The organism is Bacteroidota bacterium (genome assembly GCA_018266835.1).
Classification (GTDB): domain Bacteria; phylum Bacteroidota; class Ignavibacteria; order Tepidaquicellales; family Tepidaquicellaceae; genus JAFDZO01.
The window spans coordinates 1103393-1125059 of sequence record JAFDZP010000002.1 but is presented as its reverse complement, the minus strand read 5'-3'; the positions used below and the strand labels follow the sequence as shown (position 1 = coordinate 1125059).

The following is a 21667-nucleotide window of genomic DNA, read 5'->3' as shown; positions in this document are numbered from 1 at the left end:
AGGTTTTTTCTTTAGATAGATATTGTATGCTGAACTTAGAAGATATAAACGAAAATAAATATTCACGGCTTGAGCTGATATCGTGGTGGGACCAGTCCGTGCTGAAAAAAGCAAAAGTGCTGGTTGTCGGTTGCGGAGCATTGGGAAATGAGATAATAAAAAATCTTACGATGCTCGGCGTGGGGAATATTTTCGTTATCGATATGGATAATGTTGAGCGGAGCAATCTCACGCGAAGTGTCTTGTTCCGGATGGAAGATGAAGGTAAACCGAAGGCAGAAGTTGCTGCTAAGAGAGCGATGGAGATAAATCCCGATGTGAAGATAAAATATTACGTAGGAAATATTTTTAATCTGGGGCTTGGTGTTTTTAAGGAGATGGATATTGTTATATGCGGACTTGATAACAGGGAGGCGAGGCTTTTTGTGAACCAGTCATGCTATAAAGTTAATAAGCCATGGATAGACGGAGCGATAGAAGTGCTTAGCGGAGTTGCGCGGATGTTCATTCCTTCGACTGAAATTTGTTATGAATGCACGATGACGGAACTGGATTATAAATTGCTCAATAAAAGAAAATCATGCCTGATGCTGGGTGTAGATGAAATTGATCAGGGAAAGATACCGACTACGCCGACGATTTCATCTATCATAGCAGGAATACAGGTGCAGGAAGCAGTGAAATATCTGCACGGACAAAAGGATCTGCTGCTGGGAAAAGGATTTGTTTTTAACGGCGCGGCGAATGACTCGTATATAGTTGAGTATAATTCCAATCCTGATTGCCCTTCGCATTATTTGTTTGAAAATATTTTATCAATTGAAAAAATTTTTGATGAAGCTACTATGAATGATGTAATAGGTTTTGGGAAAAAATATTTTGAAAGTGAGGAGTTCGAAATAGAGTTTAACAATGAAGTTGTATATTCATTATATGATGAAAAGAATAATACTGAAAAAGAATTTTTTGCAAACATGAATCAGCTTTCAGTAAAAGATATTAAAGATAATGAGAATATTTTAAAGATGAAAAGCTTTCACAGGCTGAATTCTGATTCAGAGCTTATAGTTAAATTAGAAAACAAAAAATTAACTGAATTGAAAATCCCTGCTAATGATATAATTACGCTGAGAAAGGGAATGAAAGAAGTTCATTTGCAGTTTAATAGTGTAGAGGTATTTAAACAGTAATGCATTCGTTTAAAAATAAAACATGTCCGTATTGCCAGTCGAAGATAAAAGATGATCTTGATGTAATCGTATGCTCGTTATGCGGCACACCGCATCACAGGGAGTGTTATGAAGAGAACGGCGGTTGCACGACATACGGCTGCGGTAATAATCCAACTACAGTAAAAGAAGAAAGACGCAGAGATGGAATTGATGTAGGCGGATTAACAGTGCCGGCAGTTCAGAATCTTGTTAATCAGAGTAAGTTAATTGAGTGTCCTAATTGCAGGAAGGAAATAGAGGAGAACTCGAACTATTGCAAGTACTGCGGATACAATGTAGTTGAAGGGAAATTTGATGAAGAAAATTCAAATGATGAAAATTTTGAGGATGAGTTCAAGCGTAAATATGAAGAGAAGAAAAAAATATCACGCAACACTTTTATACTTCGTTCAGCGAGTATAATATTTCTTTTTCTGTTTTTAGTTACTACAATTTATTTTGCTTATTCAAGGATATCGGATTATTACAACTCAGATGATTACCAGATAAAATCAATGGTTGATGAATGGAAGGAAGCATGGGAAGATAAAGATATCAATAAATACAAAACATTTTTTTTGCAGGCTGATTACGAATACTACGGCAAAGACGGAAAGACGAAAAATTATTCAGAGAGAATTTCAGATATCAAAAGTACATTTGATAAATATAAATATATAAAGTTAAATTTTTCCGATTTTAAAATTCACAGGGATTCCACTTCATCGAACGATTTGAAAGTTACTTTTAAACAAAGCTATGTATCGGATAAATTTGAAGAGAGCGGACAAAAAACGCTGCGGCTATTCAAGGGGAATGAAACGGGTGGTAAATGGAAAATTTATCGCGAGATTATGGATTGAAAAGATTAAAATAATATTGGTAATTTTAATAAAATTATATTATGGATATTCAAAGCTTAAAAGCAGAGTTAATAAACTCGATAAATAATATAGAAGATATCGAGTACCTTAAAGGATTAAACCAGCTAGTCAAAGATAAAGATGAAATTTATATTTTATCCGAAGAAGAAGAGGCAGCTATAAATGAGGGTTTGAAAGACATTGAAGAAGGAAGATATATTACAAACGAGGATCTTATAAAGCAAGAACAGGAATGGCTAAAAAAGTAATTTGGTCATCTAAAGCTCAAAAAGAAAGAAGAGAAATATTAGAATATTGGTTTAGGTGTAATGGCAATAAACGTTACTCAAGAAAATTAGGTAGTGAATTTACCCATGCTGCTAAGATTATTTCTGATTTTAATCATATAGGGAAAAAACAAAGCGGAAAGAAATTCGTTATTATTTATCCAACAAGTATAAACTCTTTTACAAGGAGTCAGATGTGCTTATTGAAATCTTAACAATATTTGATACTAGACGTAACCCGAAAGATTTAAAACTAAATTAAAAAGCCGGCTTGCACCGGCTTTTCTTTTAATATCAAAATATTTTTTAGTATTACTTATTCATCAAGAAAAAATAATAAACTAAAATTCCTACTATCATTGCTAATCCGAACTGCATATTTAACTTTGCAGTCATCATAATGTGTTTTACACCGTACTCATATCTTTCATGCGGATCCTTTGGAAAATGATTTGCCATTTTGCAAAGCTTTATGCCAATCGGAAGAGTTATCAAACACAACAATGCTGTATAGGGTAAAAGTTTTAAAGCGACAAAAACAGCTACCAGTGCATATGCGCCGAAGATTAAAAAATAATAAAATTTGATTGAAGCGCTTTCACCTATTAAAAGCGGCAGAGTCTTAACTTTGAATTTTCCGTCAAAGCTAATATCTCTTATGTTATTTGTGTGAAGAATTGCATCGATTAAAAATCCTAATGGCAATGAAAGAAGTACAGGCATCCATGAGAATTCATGAGTCTGCACCATGTAAGCACCCAATGTAATCACACATCCGAACGAAACAAACACCTGAATATCACCCAGCGCTTTATATTTGAATGCTGCGGGAGTTGCAGTGTAAATTACCGATGAAAGCACACCGAACACGGTCAGATAAATTATCCATGGACCGGCAAGCAGGTACAAATAAAATCCTATCAATGCGCCGACAGCCAATGCAACTGTTGCGCCCATTTTCATCTGGTCAACGGTCATGAAGTTCATTGAAAGAACCATTGAACCGCCGTGCGGAATTCCGTTTTTCTTATCTTCTTTATCAATTCCGATTTTGTAATCATAAATGTCATTTATCAGATTTGCTCCAACCTGAGCGAGTACAGAACCTACAAGCGCTAATGCAAAAACTACCCAGTTGAATTTTATAGCAGGGTCAAATATCAGCGCAAGGGTTGAGCCAAACAGAACCGGAATTATAGAAGCCGGAAATGAATAGGCGCGTGAAGCCATGAGCCAAAGTTTTGCTCCTTTTGGCGGAGCCATTGTTTCAGCAGACATATATTATTTTGAAATTTTGTTTTAAGATTGATTCAAAAATACTCAATTTAAATCTTAAATTTAACCTATAAATGAATTTTTTTCAAAAGTTTCGCGAAAATTTAAAACTAGAAAATAAATTAATGTTTTACAATATATTTATTTCCAGATTATGTAAAGTTGATTTTATCTGCTTATTTTAACAGTAAAATATTTGAACGGAAATTGAGCAGAATTATAAATAAATTAGAAAGTACAATGTATACACCAAACCCTGAAATTTCTTATACCCAATCCATTCAAATTGCAGCACTACTTTTCCAACTCTCTCACAAAATTTTCAATTGCACCTCGTAATTGAAACATTTATAATTATAAATAGTTATAACAAATATGTCATCAGCCGTTTTACGCATCGTCAATTCCCTCGAGCAGCGAATTCAAAAAGTTTACAGCAAAGAGCTCCTTTTTAATTTCACAAAAGGCATGCTTTACTCTGCTATTTTCTTTTTATCACTCGCATTTTTTATTGTTATTTTAGAATCTGTTTTTCATTTCGGTATTACAGTCCGCAAAATTTTTTACTGGGGATTTATTTCCACCTCCGTCACTACATTCATTTACATCACAGTCAGTTATATTTTTCATAAGCTCGGATTAGTTAAGCCGCTTGATGTTATTCCTTATTCAAAAAAAGTCGGCGAGAAATTTCCGGAAGTCAAAGACAGATTATCGAATTCGTTATTCCTTGTTGAAAACAATCAGGGTACAAATTTTTCAAATGAATTAATCTCAGCTAACATAGAAGAAGTTTATTCAACTTCCGAAAGAATTGATTTTACAAATTACGTTTCATTCACAACATTAAAGAAGCCAATCATAATTTTTTTATCGGCAATTTTTATATGGGCTCTTTCACTTGCAATTTTTCCGCAGACGATGTTCGGCTCGATAAACCGTCTCGTAAATTATAATTATAATTTTTTATTAAATGATTTAGGAATTGCATTCATTGTAACTCCCGGAAATACTGAAGTTTCAAAAGGTGAAAATGTAAATGTAAAAGTTTTAATAAGCTCGACTAAGCCGGTTGATATAAACGAAATTACCCTTGTAAAAAAAGAAATCACGAAGGACGGCTCTGAAATTTTATCAGATAAGAAGGATATTAAAATCTCTGCAGATAAATCTTTCAACACAGTCCTTGAAAATATTAACAACGATATTATTTATTATGCCGAGTACGAAGGTGTTCGTTCAGATGAATTCAGAATTAAATCAAACAACAATCCTTTAGTTAAGAATTTTAAAATTACAATAACTCCTCCTGCATTTACCTCTCTTCCTCCGAAAATCTTAAACGATAACGAAGGCGAGATTTTTTGCATGCAGGGAAGCAGTGTTTATTTCGATATTAAATCAAATAAGCCTTTATCAGAAGCCGGAATTATTCTGGAAGGAAAGCTTATTAACTTTAATGTAAACGATGATAATGCTTCAGGGACTATTACAGCTAATACAAACTGCACATACAAATTTTATCTTAAAGATAAAAACGGCGCTGTAAATAAAAACGCAATATCATACACTCTAAAAGTTATTCCCGATGAGCCGCCATCGATTACAATTATAGAGCCGAATGAATCCAATTTTATTTTAACAGGTCAAAGAGATATTTTAATCCGCTCACGTATTTCAGATGACTATGGTTTTTCATCATTAAAACTCGGATACAAAAAAGTCACAGGCGGAAATCTTTCTTCGGCAGCGGGTAACTTCAGCTTTATAAATATTCCGATTCAAAATCTGAATGCACGTTCACTGGAAATCCCATACATATGGAATTTACCGGGAATGTCATCTGGACAAACTCTTGAGTATTTTCTTGAAGTGACAGATAACACGGGACACTCAGTAAAATCAGATACACGAACCATCACATATAAATCTTTATCCGATGCTTTAAAAAATACTGAAGCGTTAAATAAAGAATTAAAGACTGATGTAAATAATTCCCTGCAGAATTTAAACGACGTACAGAAAGAATTACAGGAGCTGAAAAAAGATGCACAGAGAAATGAAGATTTAGGACTGAATGAACAAAACAAAAAGCAGGAGCTTGAAAACAAGCTTAACGATTTACAAAAAAATCTTAATGAAACTCAGCAGAAGCTTGACCAGTCAATAAACGAAATGCAGAAGAAGAATGAACTCTCGGAGAAGACTCTGGAGCAGTACATGGAGCTTCAGAAGATGTACAATAAAATAAATACTCCCGAGCTGCAGGAAATGCTGAAGAAACTTCAGGAGGCGATGAAGAAAAATAATTCCGATGAGATGAAAGACGCGCTTAAGAATTTTAAATTTGATGAAGAAGCTTTCAAAAAATATCTTGAAAAGGTAATGGACCTTATGAAGAAGATTGAGAACATGCAGAAGTTCGGCGAGCTTACACAAAAGCTGGATGAAATTACAAAGAAGCAGGACGAATTAAAAAATGAAACAAAGAACGCAGATAAGAATGACCAGAATAAACTAAATCAGTTATCCGATAAGCAGAAGGATATTAAAGAACAGACAAAAGAATTTCAGGAAGAACTGAAAAAATTAATTGAAGAGCTGAAGAAACAAAAGGAAATGAGCGCGGAAGATCTGGATAAAATCCGCAAGCAGATGGAAAAGAAACAGCTGGAGAACAAGATGAATAAATCCTCCGACCAACTTCAGAAGAATGATAAAAATTCATCGGAAGATACTCAGGAGGAAATTTCACAGGACCTCTATGAAATGAATGAGCAGATGCAGGATGCGTTGCAGAGCATGATGGACTCACAAAGCCAGCAGAAAAAAATGATGGAGAAGATGGCTAACATAAAAAAAGATCTGGAAGAACTAAGCAAGAGACAGAAGGAACTGAAAGATAAAACTGAGGATTTAGAAAAAAATCAGAAGCAGGAATTTGATAAAAATAAAAAAGAGCAGGGAAACCTTCAGAATGACTTGGCGAAGACAATCAATGATGTAATGAATTTATCAAAAGCAGGAGTGCAGATAACTCCTGAAATGGGTAAAGAGCTTGGAAATGCTTTCAATAAAATGGATAAGGCGGGGCAGGAACTTGGCCAGCAAAATAAGGACGGTGCAGCTAATGACCAGGGCGATGCAAAAAATTCATTGGATAAAGCAGGACAAATGATGGGCGACATGATGAAAAAAATGGGACAGCAGGGAAAAGACGGCAAGGACGGAAAAGACGGCAAGAGCGGCAAAGGCGGACAGGGAAGAATGGGCGAGCTTATGCAGCAGCTTGCGCAGATGATTCAGCAGCAGCAGGGAGTAAACGGACAGATGGGTAAGCTTGGAAAAGGCAAGAACGGCAAAGATGGAAAAGAAGGTAAGGACGGGGAGGAAGGTGAAGGTGATGAAAACGGACTTAGCGACCAGCAGAAAGCAGATATGCAAAGGCTGCAGATGGAGCAGGAGCAAATTGGCAAATCGCTGGAACAGCTTAATGAGGAACTGAAGAAAGAACAGGAAAGAAGCGGAGAAAAAGTTCTTGGCGACTTGAACCAGGTGCAAAAGGAAATGCAGGAAGTTGTAAAAGATATGCAGCAGAACAATGTAACAGATAAAACAATTGAAAAGCAGAACAGGATTGTTTCAAGAATGCTTGATGCGCAGCTCTCACAGAGAGAAAAAGATTTTGAACCGAAGAGGGAATCAAAACCGGGAAATAATATGGTAAGACAGTCTCCTCCGGAAATTGTTCTTTCGGGACCGAACTCTTACAATGCATTGAAGGAAGATATATTGAAGTTACAGAAGGAAGGATATACTGATGATTATGAAATTCTGATTATGAAGTATCTGCAGAAAGTGAACGGGCAGAAATAAATTTCTTCCTGTTACTAAACTTCAGTTTCGTAAAGTAGATTATATAGACCTGTCAGGTTTTTAATCCTGACAGGTCATTTTATTTTTTGATAATTACTCTTCCTTGAAAATGAGACATGTTTGACCTGACAGGATCTTCGAACCTGTCAGGTCCATTCCTAAGTTTTTGGGATTAAAACTGAAAATAAAATTAAGTAAATTATAATTACCCTGTCGGGTATGCCTGACAGGGTTTTTGTTTATATTAAAAAGTTTTAAATAAAATGGGTTTACAGGAAGAGTTAAAAGAAGAAATAAAAAAACGCAGGACGTTTGCAATCATATCTCACCCGGACGCGGGTAAAACTACGCTTACGGAAAAGCTGCTTTTATTTGGCGGTGCGATTCAGACAGCGGGAGCGGTGAAGTCAAACAAGATTAAGAAGACGGCAACATCTGACTTTATGGAAATCGAAAAGCAGAGAGGTATCTCCGTTGCTACATCCGTAATGACGTTTGAATACAAAGGACTGATAATAAATTTACTTGATACACCCGGCCACAAAGACTTTGCCGAAGATACTTACAGAACATTGACTGCTGTGGACAGCGTAATAATTGTAATCGATAGCGTGAAGGGTGTGGAAGAGCAGACAGAGAAACTTATGGAAGTATGCCGAATGAGAAATACTCCCGTGATTGTATTTATAAATAAGCTTGACCGGGAAGGAAGAGAGCCGTTTGAATTGCTTGATGAAGTAGAAAATAAATTAAGTATACATGTGCGTCCTCTTAGTTTTCCTATAGGAAAAGGTTCACTCTTCAAAGGAGTATATGATTTATATCAGAATCATTTAAATTTATTCAAGCCGAATAAGACAGAGAAAGAAACAGATATAATTGAGATGAAGGGACTTGATGACCCAAAACTTGATACATATTTAGGTAGCGATGCAGAGAGACTAAGACACGATGTTGAAATGATTGAAGGTGTGTATCATGAGTTTGATAAGCAGCAATATCTTGAGGGACATTTAGCTCCCGTGTTTTTCGGCAGCGCTGTGAATAATTTTGGAGTGCAGGAATTGCTGGATGGATTTATAGCAATCTCTCCCGAACCAAAGGGAAGAGAATCGGATGTACGTGAAGTAAAATCAGACGAGCAGAAGTTCAGTGGATTTGTTTTTAAGATACATGCAAACATTGACCCGAGGCATAGAGACAGACTGGCATTTTTAAGAATTACATCGGGGAAATTTGAGAGGAATAAATTTTTTCATCATGTGAGATTGGATAAAGATCTGAGATTTTCTACTCCGTATTCATTCATGGCATCTGCGAAAAGTATTGTAGACGAAGCATATCCCGGCGACGTAGTGGGACTTTATGATACTGGTAATTTTAAAATCGGAGATACACTGACTGAGGGCGAAAATTTTATGTTCAAAGGAATTCCGAGTTTTTCACCGGAAATATTTAAAGAACTGAGAAATACTGACCCGATGAAATCCAAGCAGCTTGATAAAGGAATTCAGCAGCTGACGGAAGAAGGTGTTGCGCAGCTGTTCACACAGGATGACGGCAGAAGAAAAATTGTAGGGACGGTAGGTGAACTGCAGTTTGATGTAATACAATACAGATTGCTGAATGAATACGGTGCATCGTGCCGCTTTGAGCATCTGAATTATTACAAAGCTTTATGGATGATGGCAGAAGATGAAAGCAAATTAGCAGAGTTTATAAAATATAAAAATAATATAGCAAAGGATAAGGACGGGCATTTGGTTTACTTTGCTGATTCTGAGTGGGTGCTGAAGCTGACGATTGAAAGAAATCCCGATATAAAATTTTATTTCAATTCTGAATTTAAATTAGATACAGCACAGTAATGAAGAAGCTTTTATTGTTGCACGGTGCAATCGGTGCGGCGAGCCAGTTTGATAAATTAAAAGAAGAGTTAAAAGATAAATTTGAAATTTATTCAATGAACTTTTCGGGACACGGTGGTGAAGCGATGCCGGAAAAGTTTTCCATCGAACTTTTCGCTGATGATGTTATAAAATTTCTTGAGAAAAATAATTTAGATAATATGGATGTCTTCGGTTACAGCATGGGCGGATATGTTGCTTTGTATATAGCAAGTAAGTTTAAAAACAAATTGAACAGAATTTTTACAACAGCTACTAAATTTGACTGGAATGAAGAAAGTTCAGTGAAGGAATCGAAGATGCTGAATCCGGCAAAGATTGAGGAGAAAATTCCTGCATTTGCAAAGTCATTAGAGAAAAGACATGCACCAGGCGACTGGAAAGTTGTTCTGAATAAAACTGCAGATATGATGATTGAGCTCGGAAAGAAACCGGTGCTAACAAATGATGTTTTAGAAAAAATTGAGAATGATGTATTAGTCAGCGTTGGTGATAAAGATACAATGGTAACTATTGAAGAGACTGCAAACGCAGCGGGCAAATTAAAAAACGGAAAGCTTTTTATATTCTCTGAAACAGAGCATCCGATTGAAAAAATGAATGTGAAAAAGTTATCTGACGAGATAACAAAATTCTTTATTTAAAAAATTAAACAAAAATCTCCCATGAAAACATCTGCTTTAATATTTTTGTTTATTCTTCTATGTTCATTTCAGATTAATGCGCAGACTAAAGAGAATTCGAAAGAAAATTCAATTGAAGAGAACGAGAGCTATATGAAGATGGCAATTGAGCTTGCTAAGACTGCAGTTAATGAAGGTAATTATCCGTTCGGAGCTGTAGTTGTAAAAAACGGAATTGTTGTCGGAAAAGGATATAACAATTCACATTCAACCAACGATGCAACGGCGCATGGAGAGATAAATGCAATAAGAGATGCATGTAAAAATCTCGGGACTAACTGGCTTGAAGGATGTGAGCTATACACAAACGGTGAACCCTGCCCGATGTGTTTTGCAGCGTGCTTCTTTGCAAATATAAGACATATTTATTTCGGAGCAACGAAGGAAGATATGACTCAGTGGGGAGTTGTTGATATGAGACCTTATGACTTAGTCTGCCAGCCACTTGAGCAAAGAGAAATAAAATCAGAAGTTGTTCTTCGAGAAGAGTCCGGCAAAATTTTTGAGGACTGGAGTAAGACAAACAAAAAGAAATGGTAGTTATATTCCCATGTTTGAAAGCATGGAAGAAATTTCGTTTATATTTTTTACAAGAAAAGGATGGTCCTTTTCAAATTCAAAAATAGTTTTTCTTAGTTTATTAAATGCTTTTCTGAACGGATGTGATATTTCATTCGACGAAATAAACTCCAGTCTTAACGCATCTATCTCAGCTAATATCTCAGCTTTTTTTTCTTTGTCCATTGAGGATGAGCTTACGCTGTCCTCGAGTTTTGATAATTGTTCAAGCATAGTTTACTTTCCTTAATTTATTCTTCTTCGGTATATATCCAGCAATCGCCGGTATCCAGTTTAATTCCGTTTTGTTTCATGTAAAGATACATCTGCATTTTGTAACCTGTAAGCCATTTCACAGTCGTTTCCATAATTGCCTGACCGAACAGCATCGGCTCTTTCCATGGCAATAAAACTTCTTTAGTAAGCAAGTCTTCATCCGTAAATTTTTCAAAGCAATCTTTTATAATTGTAAGCTGCGCATCCATTCTTTCCTTAAAATTTTCAAGCGTAACAGAATTTGCATCTTCCTGAAACTTCTGATAATTTTCTTTTGCTTTAGAAGGGTCATCTAAGAGGAAAAAAGTAACGGTGGAAGAACCGCACCATGTAAGGTAACGCATAACCTGTTCAGTTGTACGCATACCTTCCATAGGTGCATAGTCAAGAATATTTTTAGTAACTTTTGAACTGAGGGTTTTTATTACACTAATCTCTTTCTCAATTACATTGAAGAGATTTTCCTTGTGTGTCATATTTTATTTTAGAATGGACTTTTCTTTTAAATGCTTCTTTATTTCTTCAAAATCTAAAACTTTATCAAATTCACTTTCTACTTGCTTTACTCTTCTATCTGCACTTATTATTTCTAAAAAGCTTTTAAAGTTTTTATTTTCACTGACCAATCTATCAATTGTACTCCAATCTAACTCAATTTTAAATTTTGCAGGAAAAATAATTTCCGATTCTGCTACATTTTCTGCGTTAAGTTCAATAATCCCAATACCAAAAGCATTGTTTAATCTTCTTAATTCATCTCTGAGTGAAGGCTCATCATCAACTTTATATGCAACTAAATAACCTTCATTTGCCCAACTTGAATTTGAAACAGCTTGAAAATAATATTCTCTTAAATTATTAAAGTTAACATTTACTTTTACTTCAAAAGAAAAAATCTTTATAGCATTAATTGATAAGTGTTTTTGCATTTCAAGAGTTTCAGGTTTAAAATCCTTAGAGGGAAAATAAACCCCAACAACATCTGGATGTAACCATTCATTCTCACCCTTTTGTTTTCTCTTAGAATTTTCGTGGAAGATGGTTTTCAGATTTGCTTTAAAATGTGTATCTGAAAATGCAAAGGTTGCAAGTAAAGGATGAAGGTCTCTTTCTTTAAATTTTGTTTCTGGTGATTTTTGTAAATCTATTTCTTTTGAAAGTTGTTCAAATTTTAAAGATGTGAATTTATCTCTTAAAAAAAACTTTGCAGGTCTTTCACTAACTTGAATTACGAGTGATTTATCTCCTTTATTAATTATATCTGTATAACAATAAGCTCCTATTGTAGCCCATGGGGTCTTTCCTGAAGTTTTAAAACTTCCTATTGTTCCCAATTCATTTGCTTTATCCCAAATTTCTTTAGGAGTCAATGGAAGTCCTACTTTTTCAAGTGTTTTTTTTATTACATCCCAAAATGTCATTCGATGTCTGGTTTATTTTAGTCTGTATGCTATTGCCTCTTTCGGCTCGGGAATATAATGTCCTACGCCGCCGCCTCTTTGGTCGTCAAATGTTGTAGGAATATCATCGTTAACAGTTCTTTCTTTCCATGTGATATGTTCTTTACCGCTATCTTTGCGAACCATTGTAATACAGTTTTCTACGGGACATACAAGCGAACATAAATTACATCCAACGCAATTCTCTTCAATGATGTGCGGCTTTCTGTCGGCAAGGTCGTCTGCAAGTCCTATTGCCTGATGCGCACCGTCTTCGCAGGCGATGTAACAAAGCTGGCAGCCGATACATTTTGACTTATCAATATCTGCAACAATTTTGTATTTGAGATTTAAATTTTCCCATGTCTTTACATTTGGTAACGCTCTGCCTATCATTTCATCGACCGTATTGAATCCTTTATCAACCATGTACTGTTCAAATCCCGAAACGATTTCTCTGATAATTCCAAAACCATAATGCATAACTGCAGTGCAGACCTGAACTGTTCCTGCTCCGAGCAATACAAACTCAACTGCATCTCTCCAGTTCTCTACTCCGCCGATTCCTGATATAGGAAGATTGAAGTTCGGAATCTTTGCAACGTTCTTCACCATGTTTAATGCAATCGGTTTCACTGCAGGTCCGCAGTAGCCGCCGTTAGTGCTGTTACCGTCAACGTTCGGGTATGCATTGAAATTATCTATATCGAGTCCAACAATACTTTGAATAGTATTGATAAGTGATACGGCATTTCCACCGCCTGCCTTTGCAGCAAGTGCGGGATCTTCAATGTGAGAAATATTCGGAGTGAGTTTTACTATCACAGGAATCTTTGCAACTTCCATTACCCATCCGACGATAAGCTCAAGAATTTTTGGATCCTGACCTACAGCCGAGCCCATGCCTCGCTCGCACATTCCGTGAGGGCATCCGAAGTTTAATTCGATTCCGTCTGCACCTGCGTTTTCAACATCTTTAACAATCTGATGCCACTGCTCGCGAGACTCCACCATCAGAGATGCTATCACTGCATTGTTCGGAAAATATTTTTTTACTTCTTCTATTTCTCGTAAGTTATCTGATAAAGGTCTGTCTGAAATAAGCTCAATATTGTTGAAGCCCATCATTCTGGTATCGCGGTAGTTTACCGAGCCGTATCTGCTTGATACGTTAACAACAGGTACGCCCAGAGTTTTCCATACTGCTCCGCCCCATCCTTTATCGAAGGCTTTCATTATCTGGTAGCCTGAGTTTGTCGGCGGTGCCGATGCTAACCAAAATGGGTTGGGAGATTTTATTCCCGCAAAATTAGTTGCCAGTCTTCCGTTGCCAGTTGCCGGTTTTTGTTTTTCCATTATCTAAAAATTAAAATTTTAAACTTTTATAATATTTTATAAATCCATTCAAGAGTTTTTTGCATTCAAGAATTAATTCCATAATTTTCTTTAAATCTTCTTCAGTGATATAATTTTGATCTTTACTTAAAAATATCTGAGTTTCAAGCTCATACAAAGAACCTCTTGCAATGTAGAAAAATTGTATCGAATCGTTTGTGTGCTGTCTTCCACAGCCTTCAGCTATGTTTGAAGGAACTGAAACTGCACATCTTCTGATTTGATTCGTCAGACCATAAATCTCTTCTTTAGGGAATTTCTTAGTTAACTCATAAACTTGGTTAACCAATTCTCTACATTTTTTCCAAACATCTAATTCATAGTAATCACTTTTCATAGTTCTTTCTGACAACTGTTAACTGACAACTAGGAACTCAAGCATAGCGAGAGCCGCATGCTTGCCGTCATAAGCAGCGTTTACAACTTCAGCTCCGCCGTTAAGGCAGTCACCACCGACAAAATATTTCGGATTTGTTGTCTGATAGTTGTTTGCTTTAACTTTTGTTCCGTTAACTTCCAAGTTAGAGATGTTATCGAAGAGATAATCATGTCCTTTTTGCCCTGTGGCCATAATGACCATATCGCACTCAAGAACAAATTCACTTCCGGGAATATTTACAACTTTACCGTTTTCGGTTTTTGTTTTAATAAATTTAACCGCAGTAACTTTTCCGTTTCCGATAATTTCCAGAGGAGCAGCGTTAAACATACCTTTTACTCCGACATCCTTTGCAAGAGCGTATTCAAAATGATAAGCGCCCATCTCTTCTTTCGAACGTCTGTAAGCAAGAGTAACATCGGGGCATCCCATGCGTGCAGATTCAGAAGCAGCATCCATAGCAGTATTACCGCCGCCAAGAACAATTACTTTTTTTCCGAATGCAACATTGTAATGGTCTTTTCTAAGATGCTCAATTATTTCAACAGCGCCGTGAACGTTTGCCTTATCTTCACCGGGAATTCCGAGTGAAGATGTCGCGCCGTTACCTACCCCTATAAAAATTGCATCGTAATTTTTTTCAAGTTTATCTACATCATCCTTCGACATAATGGGAGAATTATAAATAATGTTAAATCCGAATTGAGTCTGAAGATATGCAAGCTCCGCTAAAACTTCGTCGTTGGTAATTTTATATGGAGCAATACCGTTAACTGTTAATCCTGTCGGATTAGATTTTGCTTCGTAGATATCAACGTGCACACCTGCTTTTCTAAGTTCACATGCGCATGCAATTCCTGCAGGACCTGAACCGATAATGGCAGCTTTCTTTCCGTTAGCTTTTGCAGGAGTATAAAATTTTATATCATCTGCAATTGCCTGTGATGTTGCATAGTTTTGCAAGCGTCCGATTTCAATCGGCTTAACATCCTGATGATTATATACGCAGGCGCCTTCGCATAAAACTTCAGTGGGACAGACTTTTCCGCATGCATTGCCGAAATAATTTGAATCGTAAATCGTTCTTGCAGCCCCGGTAATATTATTTGTATTTATTTGTCTTATGAACAAAGGAATATCAATGTGTGTGGGACATGCTTCAACGCATGGAGCATCGTAGCAGAAAAGACATCGCGAGCTTTCATAGTAAGCCTCGGTCTTATTCATTAAAGGTTTTATCTGCGCAAAGTTTGCTTCGAACTCTTGTTCGTTTGTAGGGGTTGTGTATTCAGCCATTTGTTAGTATTTAGTATTAAGTAGAAAGTAGAAAGTATAAAGTAACTACTTCAAGCTTTTAATTAAATTGTGTATCATCTTTTGATCATATTCTAACTTTTCAATCAAAATGTTTAACTCTTCAATTGAAATATATCCTAAATTATTTGAAACAATTAATTGAGTTTCTAATTCGTAACTTGAGCCTTTAGAAGTTCCTAAAAACTGCCTGAACTCTCCGTCCGTATTTCTTCCTGCTCCTTCCGCAATATTAGATGCAATCGAAACAGCGCAACGGTTTATCTGACTTATTAATCCAAATTTCTCAGTAGAAGGAAATTCACTTGTTGTTTTATAAACTTCAGTTATCAGCTCAATCGATTCTTTCCAGACATTGAGCTTTTTATAGTCATGCATAAAATAAATACTTTATACTTTCTACCTTCTACTCGATACTTATCAAAGTTCAGTCATCTTACCGTATGTTTCTGGTCTTCTGTCTCTGAAGAACTGCCATGTGGAGCGGACTTCTTCAATCATGTCTAAATCAAATTCTGCAACTAATAATTCATCGTTATCTTCAGATGCGCATGCAAATATTTGTCCGCGCGGATCAACGAAATAAGATGAGCCGTAGAATTTACCGAGGTTCCATGGTTTTTCTACACCGACTCTGTTAATACATCCCATGAAGTATCCGTTAGCTGCTGCGTGTGCAGGCTGTTCGAGTTTCCATAAGTATTGTGATAAACCTGCAACAGTTGCAGAAGGATTGTAAACAATCTCTGCACCGTTAAGACCTAAGATTCTTGCGCCTTCCGGGAAATGTCTGTCATAGCAGATGTACACACCGACTTTACAATACTTTGTCTGGAAAACAGGATATCCTAAATTACCCGGTTTGAAGAAGAATTTTTCCCAGAAACCTGATGTATGAGGAATATGATTTTTTCTGTATTTACCGAGGTAAGTTCCGTCTGCATCAATAACTGCAGCGGAGTTGTATAAAAATCCTGCCTGCTCTTTTTCGTAGATTGGAACTATAATTACCATCGAATATTTTTTTGCATACTGCTGCATAAGCTCGACCGTTGGTCCCGGCATATGTTCGGCGGATTCGTACCATGCTTTATCCTGCCCGGGACAAAAGTACGGAGTATTAAAAATTTCCTGTAAGCATAATATCTGAACGCCTTGTTTACCTGCTTCTTCAATGTATGGAACGTGTTTCGCTACCATTGCATCAACAATCTGATGAATGCTTCCTTCGCCTTCGGTCATAGGCAATGACATCTGAATTAGACCGGATTTAATTATTCTTGGCATAATATATTATATGGTTAAATTTTAAATTGTTTTGGATTTCTTCTGTTATCCCAGATAGTGAGTATTAAAATATCTGATTTACTTACTCTATAATAAATTGAGTAATTTCCTCTGATGATAAATCTAACATTAGCCCGTGATGTACGTTTACCTATCTGAACATTGTCTTTTATTATTTCTACTGCATCAATAATTCTATTGATTAATTTCTTCCCATAATTAACACCATAAGAGTTTAAATAGTAAACAGAAATATCATCAAGAGTTTTCTCAGCTGAAGAGGACCAGATAATTTTCACTCAAACATCTTTTTAATTTTTTTTACAACCTCTTCGTGAGGAACTACTCTGCCTTCCTCAAAATCTTTTTCACTTTTCTCTATAGCTTCCTCTTGTTCTTTAGTTAATACATAAATTTCTTCTTTATCTTTAAATGTATCGATTACACTTTGCAAGGTGACTAATAAATCTTCATCCTCAGATTCTTTAACTTCTTTTAAGATTTTGTCTTTTAATTTCTGTTCCATTTGTAAAAATTATATTAAATTCGAAACTTTCTTTCTCTTAATAAACTTTCCGTATCCCTTCTTTATCTTCACTTCACCGTTATCAATTGCCAGTGTTCCTCTTAAAATTGTCTGCTTCACTTTTCCTTTTAACTTCCATCCTTCGTAACCGCTGTAGTCAACGTTCATATGATGAGTTTTTGCTGAAAGTGTGTGCTCTTCGTTAGGATCAAAAATTACTATATCTGCATCTGCTCCGATTCCGATGGTTCCTTTATGCGGGAACATTCCGAATATCTTTGCTGCATTAGTTGAGCTTACCTCCACAAATTTATTCAAAGAAATTTTTCCTTTGTTCACGCCTTCGCTGAAAAGTAATTCCATTCTGTTTTCAATTGCGGGATGACCGTTAGGGATTTTTGAGAAATCATCTTTGCCCATTTCCTTCTGCACCCACATAAAAGGACAGTGGTCAGTCGCAACAACTTGAATGCTTCCCTGATTTATTCCGCCCCATAAAGCTGCCTGGTCTTTTTTCTCTCTCAAAGGCGGACTCATAACCCACTTAGCTCCTTCGAAATTCTTTTCGTATAAAGATGCATCCAGAATTAAATATTGAATACATGTCTCAGCATAAACTCTGTAATTTTTTGTCATCTCTCTTCTTATTGCATTCAGCGCGCCTTCGCAAGTCATGTGAACAATGTATCCGGGAACGCCTGTATATCTTGCCATGTCGGCAAATCTTCCCGATGCCTCTGCTTCAGTAACTTCCGGCTGTGAAAGATAATGATACAGCGGTTCAAGCTTTCCTTCTGCTCTGTGTTTTGCAATTAAGAAGTCAATCATGTCTCCGTTAGTTGCGTGAACTGTTACCATTCCGCCTTGGTCACGGACTTCATTCATCAGGCCAATCATCTGCCTGTCATCAATCATCAATGCGCCTTTATAAGCCATGAATGTTTTGAATGATGTAATACCTAAGTCATTTACAAAGTGAGCGATCTCTTTTTTTGTATCTTCGTTGAAATCAGTTACTGCCATATGGAAAGAATAATCTCCGTATGTAGTGCCGTTAGCTCTGCCGCTCCATTCATCATAAGCTGACTGCAATGATTTTCCCTGTGTCTGCAGAATGAAATCAATTACAGTTGTCGTTCCGCCGTGCAAAGCTGCGCGGGTTCCTGTTTCATAGCTGTCAGATGAGAACGTACCCATGAAAGGCATATCTAAATGAACATGAGGGTCAATTCCGCCGGGAATAACGAGCTTGCCCGAAGCATCAATTATTTCATCGGCTTTAACGTCGAGGTTTTTTCCGATCCGAGAAATTTTTTCTCCTTCGATAAAAACATCTGCAATGTAATCTTCGGAAGCTGTTACAACTCTTCCGTTCTTAATGAGTATTGACATAATATTTTATTTCAATTTTTAAAAAATAAACAGCCGCAAAAATCTTAACAACAACTCACGAAAATTTTTTGTGAATTAAAGTGTTTGTGTGTCAGCGGCAGGAACACGGTTTTTCATAAACACATAATACAAGAGTCCTGATATTGCAAATCCTATGAACCACGCATAGTGATATAAATTTGATAACCACAGAGGGAACATATCTTTCCCGACAAGATTTACATTCAGTAAAAATCCCGGAACATTAGGTAATATACCCAGCAGTAAAGCAATCAATGCAGCTTTGTTATATCCGCCTGAGTAGGAATACTCTCCCTTAACATCGTACAATTCATTCAGATGCAATCTTTGTTTGCGAACGAAGAAATAATCAATTATCATAATTCCGCCAACAGGACCAAGCAGACTTGAATAAGCTACGAGCCACATAAAAATATATCCGTTAGGGTCTGCAATTAATTTCCATGGGAGAATTAAAATTCCGATAACTCCCGTAATGTATCCGCCTTTTCTGAAATCAATTTTTGATGGAGCCAGCTGTGCAAAATCATTTGCGGGACTCACAATATTTGCTGCAATGTTAGTAGCTAATGTAGATATAGCAACGCAAATCATTGCAATACTTACTACTAATTTATTTTCAAATTTTCCTGCTAATACGACGGGGTCCCAAATTGTCGTTCCGTAAATAATCGTTGTTGCCGATGTAACCACTACTCCGATAAAAGCAAATAAAGTCATTGAAGGCGGCAAGCCGATTGCCTGTCCGACAATCTGCGCCTTCTGGCTTTTTGCGTATCGCGTGAAGTCAGGAATATTCAATGAAAGTGTTGCCCAGAATCCGACCATGCCTGTTAAGGCAGGGAAGAAGAAATTCCAGAACTCGCCGCTTGTAGTAAACTTAGACGGAGTTGCAAGTATAGGTCCAAGTCCGTTGCCTGCATTGATTGCCCAGAACAAAAGAGCTACTGCTGCTGCAGGTAAAAAGAACGCTTTGAAAACTAAAAGTTTTTTTATGCTGTCTACACCAAGGTAAACAACGTACATATTGAGTAACCAGAAAAGTAAGAACGTTATTGCAGGACCTGTTTCGAGTCCCATCCATGCAGGAAAAATATGCGGCAAATTTGCAATGCCGGGGTACCATACATGAATCATCTGGTAGATTGAAAATCCGCCTATCCATGTCTGTATGCCGAACCATCCGCACGCAACAATTGCACGAAGGACTGCAGGAATGTTTGCGCCCTTAACACCAAAGCTTGCGCGCACAAAAACAGGGAACGGTATTCCGTATTTCGCGCCTGCTCTGCCGTTCAATATCATGGGAATAAGCACAACTGTATTGGCAATGAAAATCGTTAAGATTGACTGCCACCAGTTCATTCCGCCCTCTATTAAAGAGCTTGCAAGCATATACGTCGGAATGCATAAGCTCATGCTTATCCATAGCGCCGCGTAGTTCCATGTGCCCCATGTTCTGTGGGATTGAGAGACAGGGGCTAAGTCTTCACTGTAAAGCGGTGAAGATGTAATATCGTTCTTTAAAACTAAATCCTGTGAATCACTATCCAATGGATTCTTAGTTAGTTTAAGGATTAAATTTATTTATCTGAGTTACTTTCTCTTTATTGTATTAACTACAATGTTCGTCAGCTATTGTTAAAGCTTTTGAAATTATATCAAGACCTTCATCAATCTGTTCTTTGGTAATGCAAAGCGGTGGAGCGATGAAAATCATGTTCCATCTTCCCATTGTGTACATACCAAGCTCGGAAATTTTTGCCATAACTTTATTCATTACTTCCATTTCATTCGGCGGAGCGTTCCATCTTGCCATAGGCTCTTTTGTATCTCTGTTCTTTACTAATTCAAGACAGCCAAGCAGACCAGTATTTCTGAAGTCGCCGATTGAAGGATGTTTATCCATTAACTTTGCAACCTGCTCATCCATGTATTTTCCCATGTTGGCAGCGTTCTCAATTAAATTCTCTTCTTTATAAATATCTATTACTGCATTTGCTGCAGCGCATGTAACTGCGTGAGCCGAGTATGTAAGTCCGAGCGGCAATGGTTTCTCATCAAATGCATGAGCAATCTCGTCTCTTACCATTACTCCTCCCATAGGGAGATAAGCTGATGTAAGACCTTTTGCCATTGTCATGATGTCAGGTACAACTCCGTGATGGTCAACACCGAACCATTTTCCCGTGCGTCCGAATCCGCTCATTACTTCGTCGCAGATCAAAAGTATTCCGTATCTTTTTGCAATCGCTTCAATTTTTTTCCAGTAGCCGGCAGGATATTTTATGCATCCTGATGAACCTGATTCGCCTTCCATTAAAATTGCAGCAACTGTCTGGGGTCCTTCGTATTGAATTACTCTTTCCATGTGAGCAGCTGCCATTTCCGAACATTCTTCCGGAGTCTTGCTGTTCCACGGACATCTGTAGAAGTAAGGATTTTCAACGTGGACAAAATTTCCCGGCTGCTGAGAATCTATTGCATGCTTTCTCGGGTCGCCTCCTGCTGTTGCAGAGGCATATGTTGCTCCATGATATGACTGATAAAAAGAAACTATTTTATGTCTGCCTGTGTAAACACGTGCGAGCTTAATTGCATTTTCAATTGCTTCTGCTCCGCCGAGAGTAAAGAACGCTTTGTTCATATCTCCGGGAGCTATCTCTGCTAGTTTTTTTCCAAGGTCACCTCTTGCTGCCGTTACCATTCCGGGGTAGACGTAACTGATTTCGCTCATTTGCTTTGCAACTGCCTCTGCAACTTTCGGATGCCCGTGCCCTATGTTAATACAGATAAGCTGCGAGGAGAAATCAAAATATCTTTTCCCGTCGTAATCGTATATAAAAATACCTTTGCCGCTTTTTATCGGCATTGGCTTTAGTCCCTTTTGCTTCGACCATGAAGTCAGAGTGTAAAGAAGACTATTATCTATTACTTCATCTCTGTTTTGTGTGATTTGATACATTTCAAAAAGTTAA

At 37.0% G+C, this 21667-nt stretch carries 22 protein-coding genes; 8 read left to right on the top strand and 14 right to left on the bottom strand.

The window, feature by feature from the left end; genetic code table 11:
* The first annotated feature begins 26 nt into the window (after positions 1-26).
* From JST55_06680 to JST55_06665, 4 genes are read left to right on the top strand one after another with little or no spacing between them, the layout of a single operon-like run.
* On the top strand, positions 27-1190 hold the full coding sequence (locus tag JST55_06680) for a ThiF family adenylyltransferase (protein ID MBS1493175.1): 1164 nt from the start codon (positions 27-29) through the stop codon (positions 1188-1190).
* Entirely contained in the window at positions 1190-2074 is an 885-nt protein-coding gene (locus JST55_06675; protein MBS1493174.1) for a zinc-ribbon domain-containing protein, read from the top strand. Before JST55_06680 ends, JST55_06675 begins: the two co-directional genes overlap by 1 nt.
* A gap of 41 nt (positions 2075-2115) precedes the next feature.
* Positions 2116-2343, top strand: a complete 228-nt coding sequence (locus JST55_06670; GenBank protein MBS1493173.1) for a hypothetical protein — start codon at positions 2116-2118, stop codon at positions 2341-2343.
* Complete coding sequence (locus tag JST55_06665) at positions 2328-2576, top strand: hypothetical protein (protein ID MBS1493172.1); 249 nt, start codon at positions 2328-2330, stop codon at positions 2574-2576. Before JST55_06670 ends, JST55_06665 begins: the two co-directional genes overlap by 16 nt.
* Before the next feature lie 97 nt (positions 2577-2673).
* On the opposite strand, the gene menA is transcribed toward JST55_06665, so the two are convergent.
* The gene (menA, locus tag JST55_06660) at positions 2674-3639 is read right to left on the bottom strand and encodes a 1,4-dihydroxy-2-naphthoate octaprenyltransferase (protein MBS1493171.1); all 966 of its coding nucleotides are present in this window, start codon (positions 3637-3639) and stop codon (positions 2674-2676) included.
* 372 nt (positions 3640-4011) lie between these two features.
* On the opposite strand from menA, the gene JST55_06655 reads away from it, so the two are divergent.
* The 4 genes from JST55_06655 (at position 4012) to JST55_06640 (ending at position 10642) form a co-directional block, all read left to right on the top strand.
* Positions 4012-7512 (top strand): hypothetical protein, encoded by a 3501-nt coding sequence (locus tag JST55_06655; protein MBS1493170.1) that lies wholly within the window; start codon positions 4012-4014, stop codon positions 7510-7512.
* Positions 7513-7775: 263 nt separating this feature from the next.
* Complete coding sequence (locus tag JST55_06650) at positions 7776-9380, top strand: peptide chain release factor 3 (protein MBS1493169.1); 1605 nt, start codon at positions 7776-7778, stop codon at positions 9378-9380.
* Positions 9380-10063: an alpha/beta fold hydrolase gene (locus tag JST55_06645; GenBank protein ID MBS1493168.1), complete on the top strand. Its 684-nt coding sequence runs from the start codon at positions 9380-9382 to the stop codon at positions 10061-10063. Before JST55_06650 ends, JST55_06645 begins: the two co-directional genes overlap by 1 nt.
* 21 nt (positions 10064-10084) lie before the next feature.
* Positions 10085-10642 carry a nucleoside deaminase gene (locus JST55_06640; protein ID MBS1493167.1) on the top strand — a complete coding sequence of 186 codons (558 nt, stop codon included), beginning with the start codon at positions 10085-10087 and terminating at the stop codon, positions 10640-10642.
* Here JST55_06640 and JST55_06635 read toward each other — a convergent pair whose 3' ends face one another.
* The 13 genes from JST55_06635 to JST55_06575 all read right to left on the bottom strand — a co-directional run bounded on the left by JST55_06635 (position 10643) and on the right by JST55_06575 (position 21654).
* Positions 10643-10894: a DUF4404 family protein gene (locus tag JST55_06635; GenBank protein ID MBS1493166.1), complete on the bottom strand. Its 252-nt coding sequence runs from the start codon at positions 10892-10894 to the stop codon at positions 10643-10645.
* A 17-nt stretch (positions 10895-10911) separates the two neighbouring features.
* Entirely contained in the window at positions 10912-11412 is a 501-nt protein-coding gene (locus tag JST55_06630) for a hypothetical protein (GenBank protein MBS1493165.1), read from the bottom strand.
* A gap of 3 nt (positions 11413-11415) precedes the next feature.
* Positions 11416-12357 carry an HrgA protein gene (locus JST55_06625; protein ID MBS1493164.1) on the bottom strand — a complete coding sequence of 314 codons (942 nt, stop codon included), beginning with the start codon at positions 12355-12357 and terminating at the stop codon, positions 11416-11418.
* A 12-nt stretch (positions 12358-12369) separates the two neighbouring features.
* Positions 12370-13731: an NAD-dependent dihydropyrimidine dehydrogenase subunit PreA gene (gene preA, locus JST55_06620; protein ID MBS1493163.1), complete on the bottom strand. Its 1362-nt coding sequence runs from the start codon at positions 13729-13731 to the stop codon at positions 12370-12372.
* Positions 13732-13741: 10 nt separating this feature from the next.
* Positions 13742-14107, bottom strand: a complete 366-nt coding sequence (locus JST55_06615; GenBank protein ID MBS1493162.1) for a four helix bundle protein — start codon at positions 14105-14107, stop codon at positions 13742-13744.
* A gap of 18 nt (positions 14108-14125) precedes the next feature.
* On the bottom strand, positions 14126-15445 hold the full coding sequence (locus JST55_06610) for an NAD(P)-dependent oxidoreductase (GenBank protein ID MBS1493161.1): 1320 nt from the start codon (positions 15443-15445) through the stop codon (positions 14126-14128).
* Between the two features lie 45 nt (positions 15446-15490).
* Positions 15491-15841, bottom strand: a complete 351-nt coding sequence (locus tag JST55_06605; GenBank protein ID MBS1493160.1) for a four helix bundle protein — start codon at positions 15839-15841, stop codon at positions 15491-15493.
* Positions 15842-15883: 42 nt separating this feature from the next.
* Positions 15884-16750 carry an acyltransferase gene (locus JST55_06600; GenBank protein MBS1493159.1) on the bottom strand — a complete coding sequence of 289 codons (867 nt, stop codon included), beginning with the start codon at positions 16748-16750 and terminating at the stop codon, positions 15884-15886.
* Positions 16751-16764: 14 nt separating this feature from the next.
* Entirely contained in the window at positions 16765-17049 is a 285-nt protein-coding gene (locus JST55_06595) for a type II toxin-antitoxin system RelE/ParE family toxin (GenBank protein ID MBS1493158.1), read from the bottom strand.
* On the bottom strand, positions 17046-17276 hold the full coding sequence (locus tag JST55_06590; protein MBS1493157.1) for a hypothetical protein: 231 nt from the start codon (positions 17274-17276) through the stop codon (positions 17046-17048). Before JST55_06590 ends, JST55_06595 begins: the two co-directional genes overlap by 4 nt.
* A gap of 9 nt (positions 17277-17285) precedes the next feature.
* Positions 17286-18668 (bottom strand): dihydropyrimidinase, encoded by a 1383-nt coding sequence (hydA, locus tag JST55_06585; GenBank protein MBS1493156.1) that lies wholly within the window; start codon positions 18666-18668, stop codon positions 17286-17288.
* A gap of 75 nt (positions 18669-18743) precedes the next feature.
* Complete coding sequence (locus JST55_06580) at positions 18744-20243, bottom strand: NCS1 family nucleobase:cation symporter-1 (GenBank protein ID MBS1493155.1); 1500 nt, start codon at positions 20241-20243, stop codon at positions 18744-18746.
* Between the two features lie 61 nt (positions 20244-20304).
* Entirely contained in the window at positions 20305-21654 is a 1350-nt protein-coding gene (locus tag JST55_06575; protein MBS1493154.1) for an aminotransferase class III-fold pyridoxal phosphate-dependent enzyme, read from the bottom strand.
* Between the last annotated feature and the right edge of the window lie 13 nt (positions 21655-21667).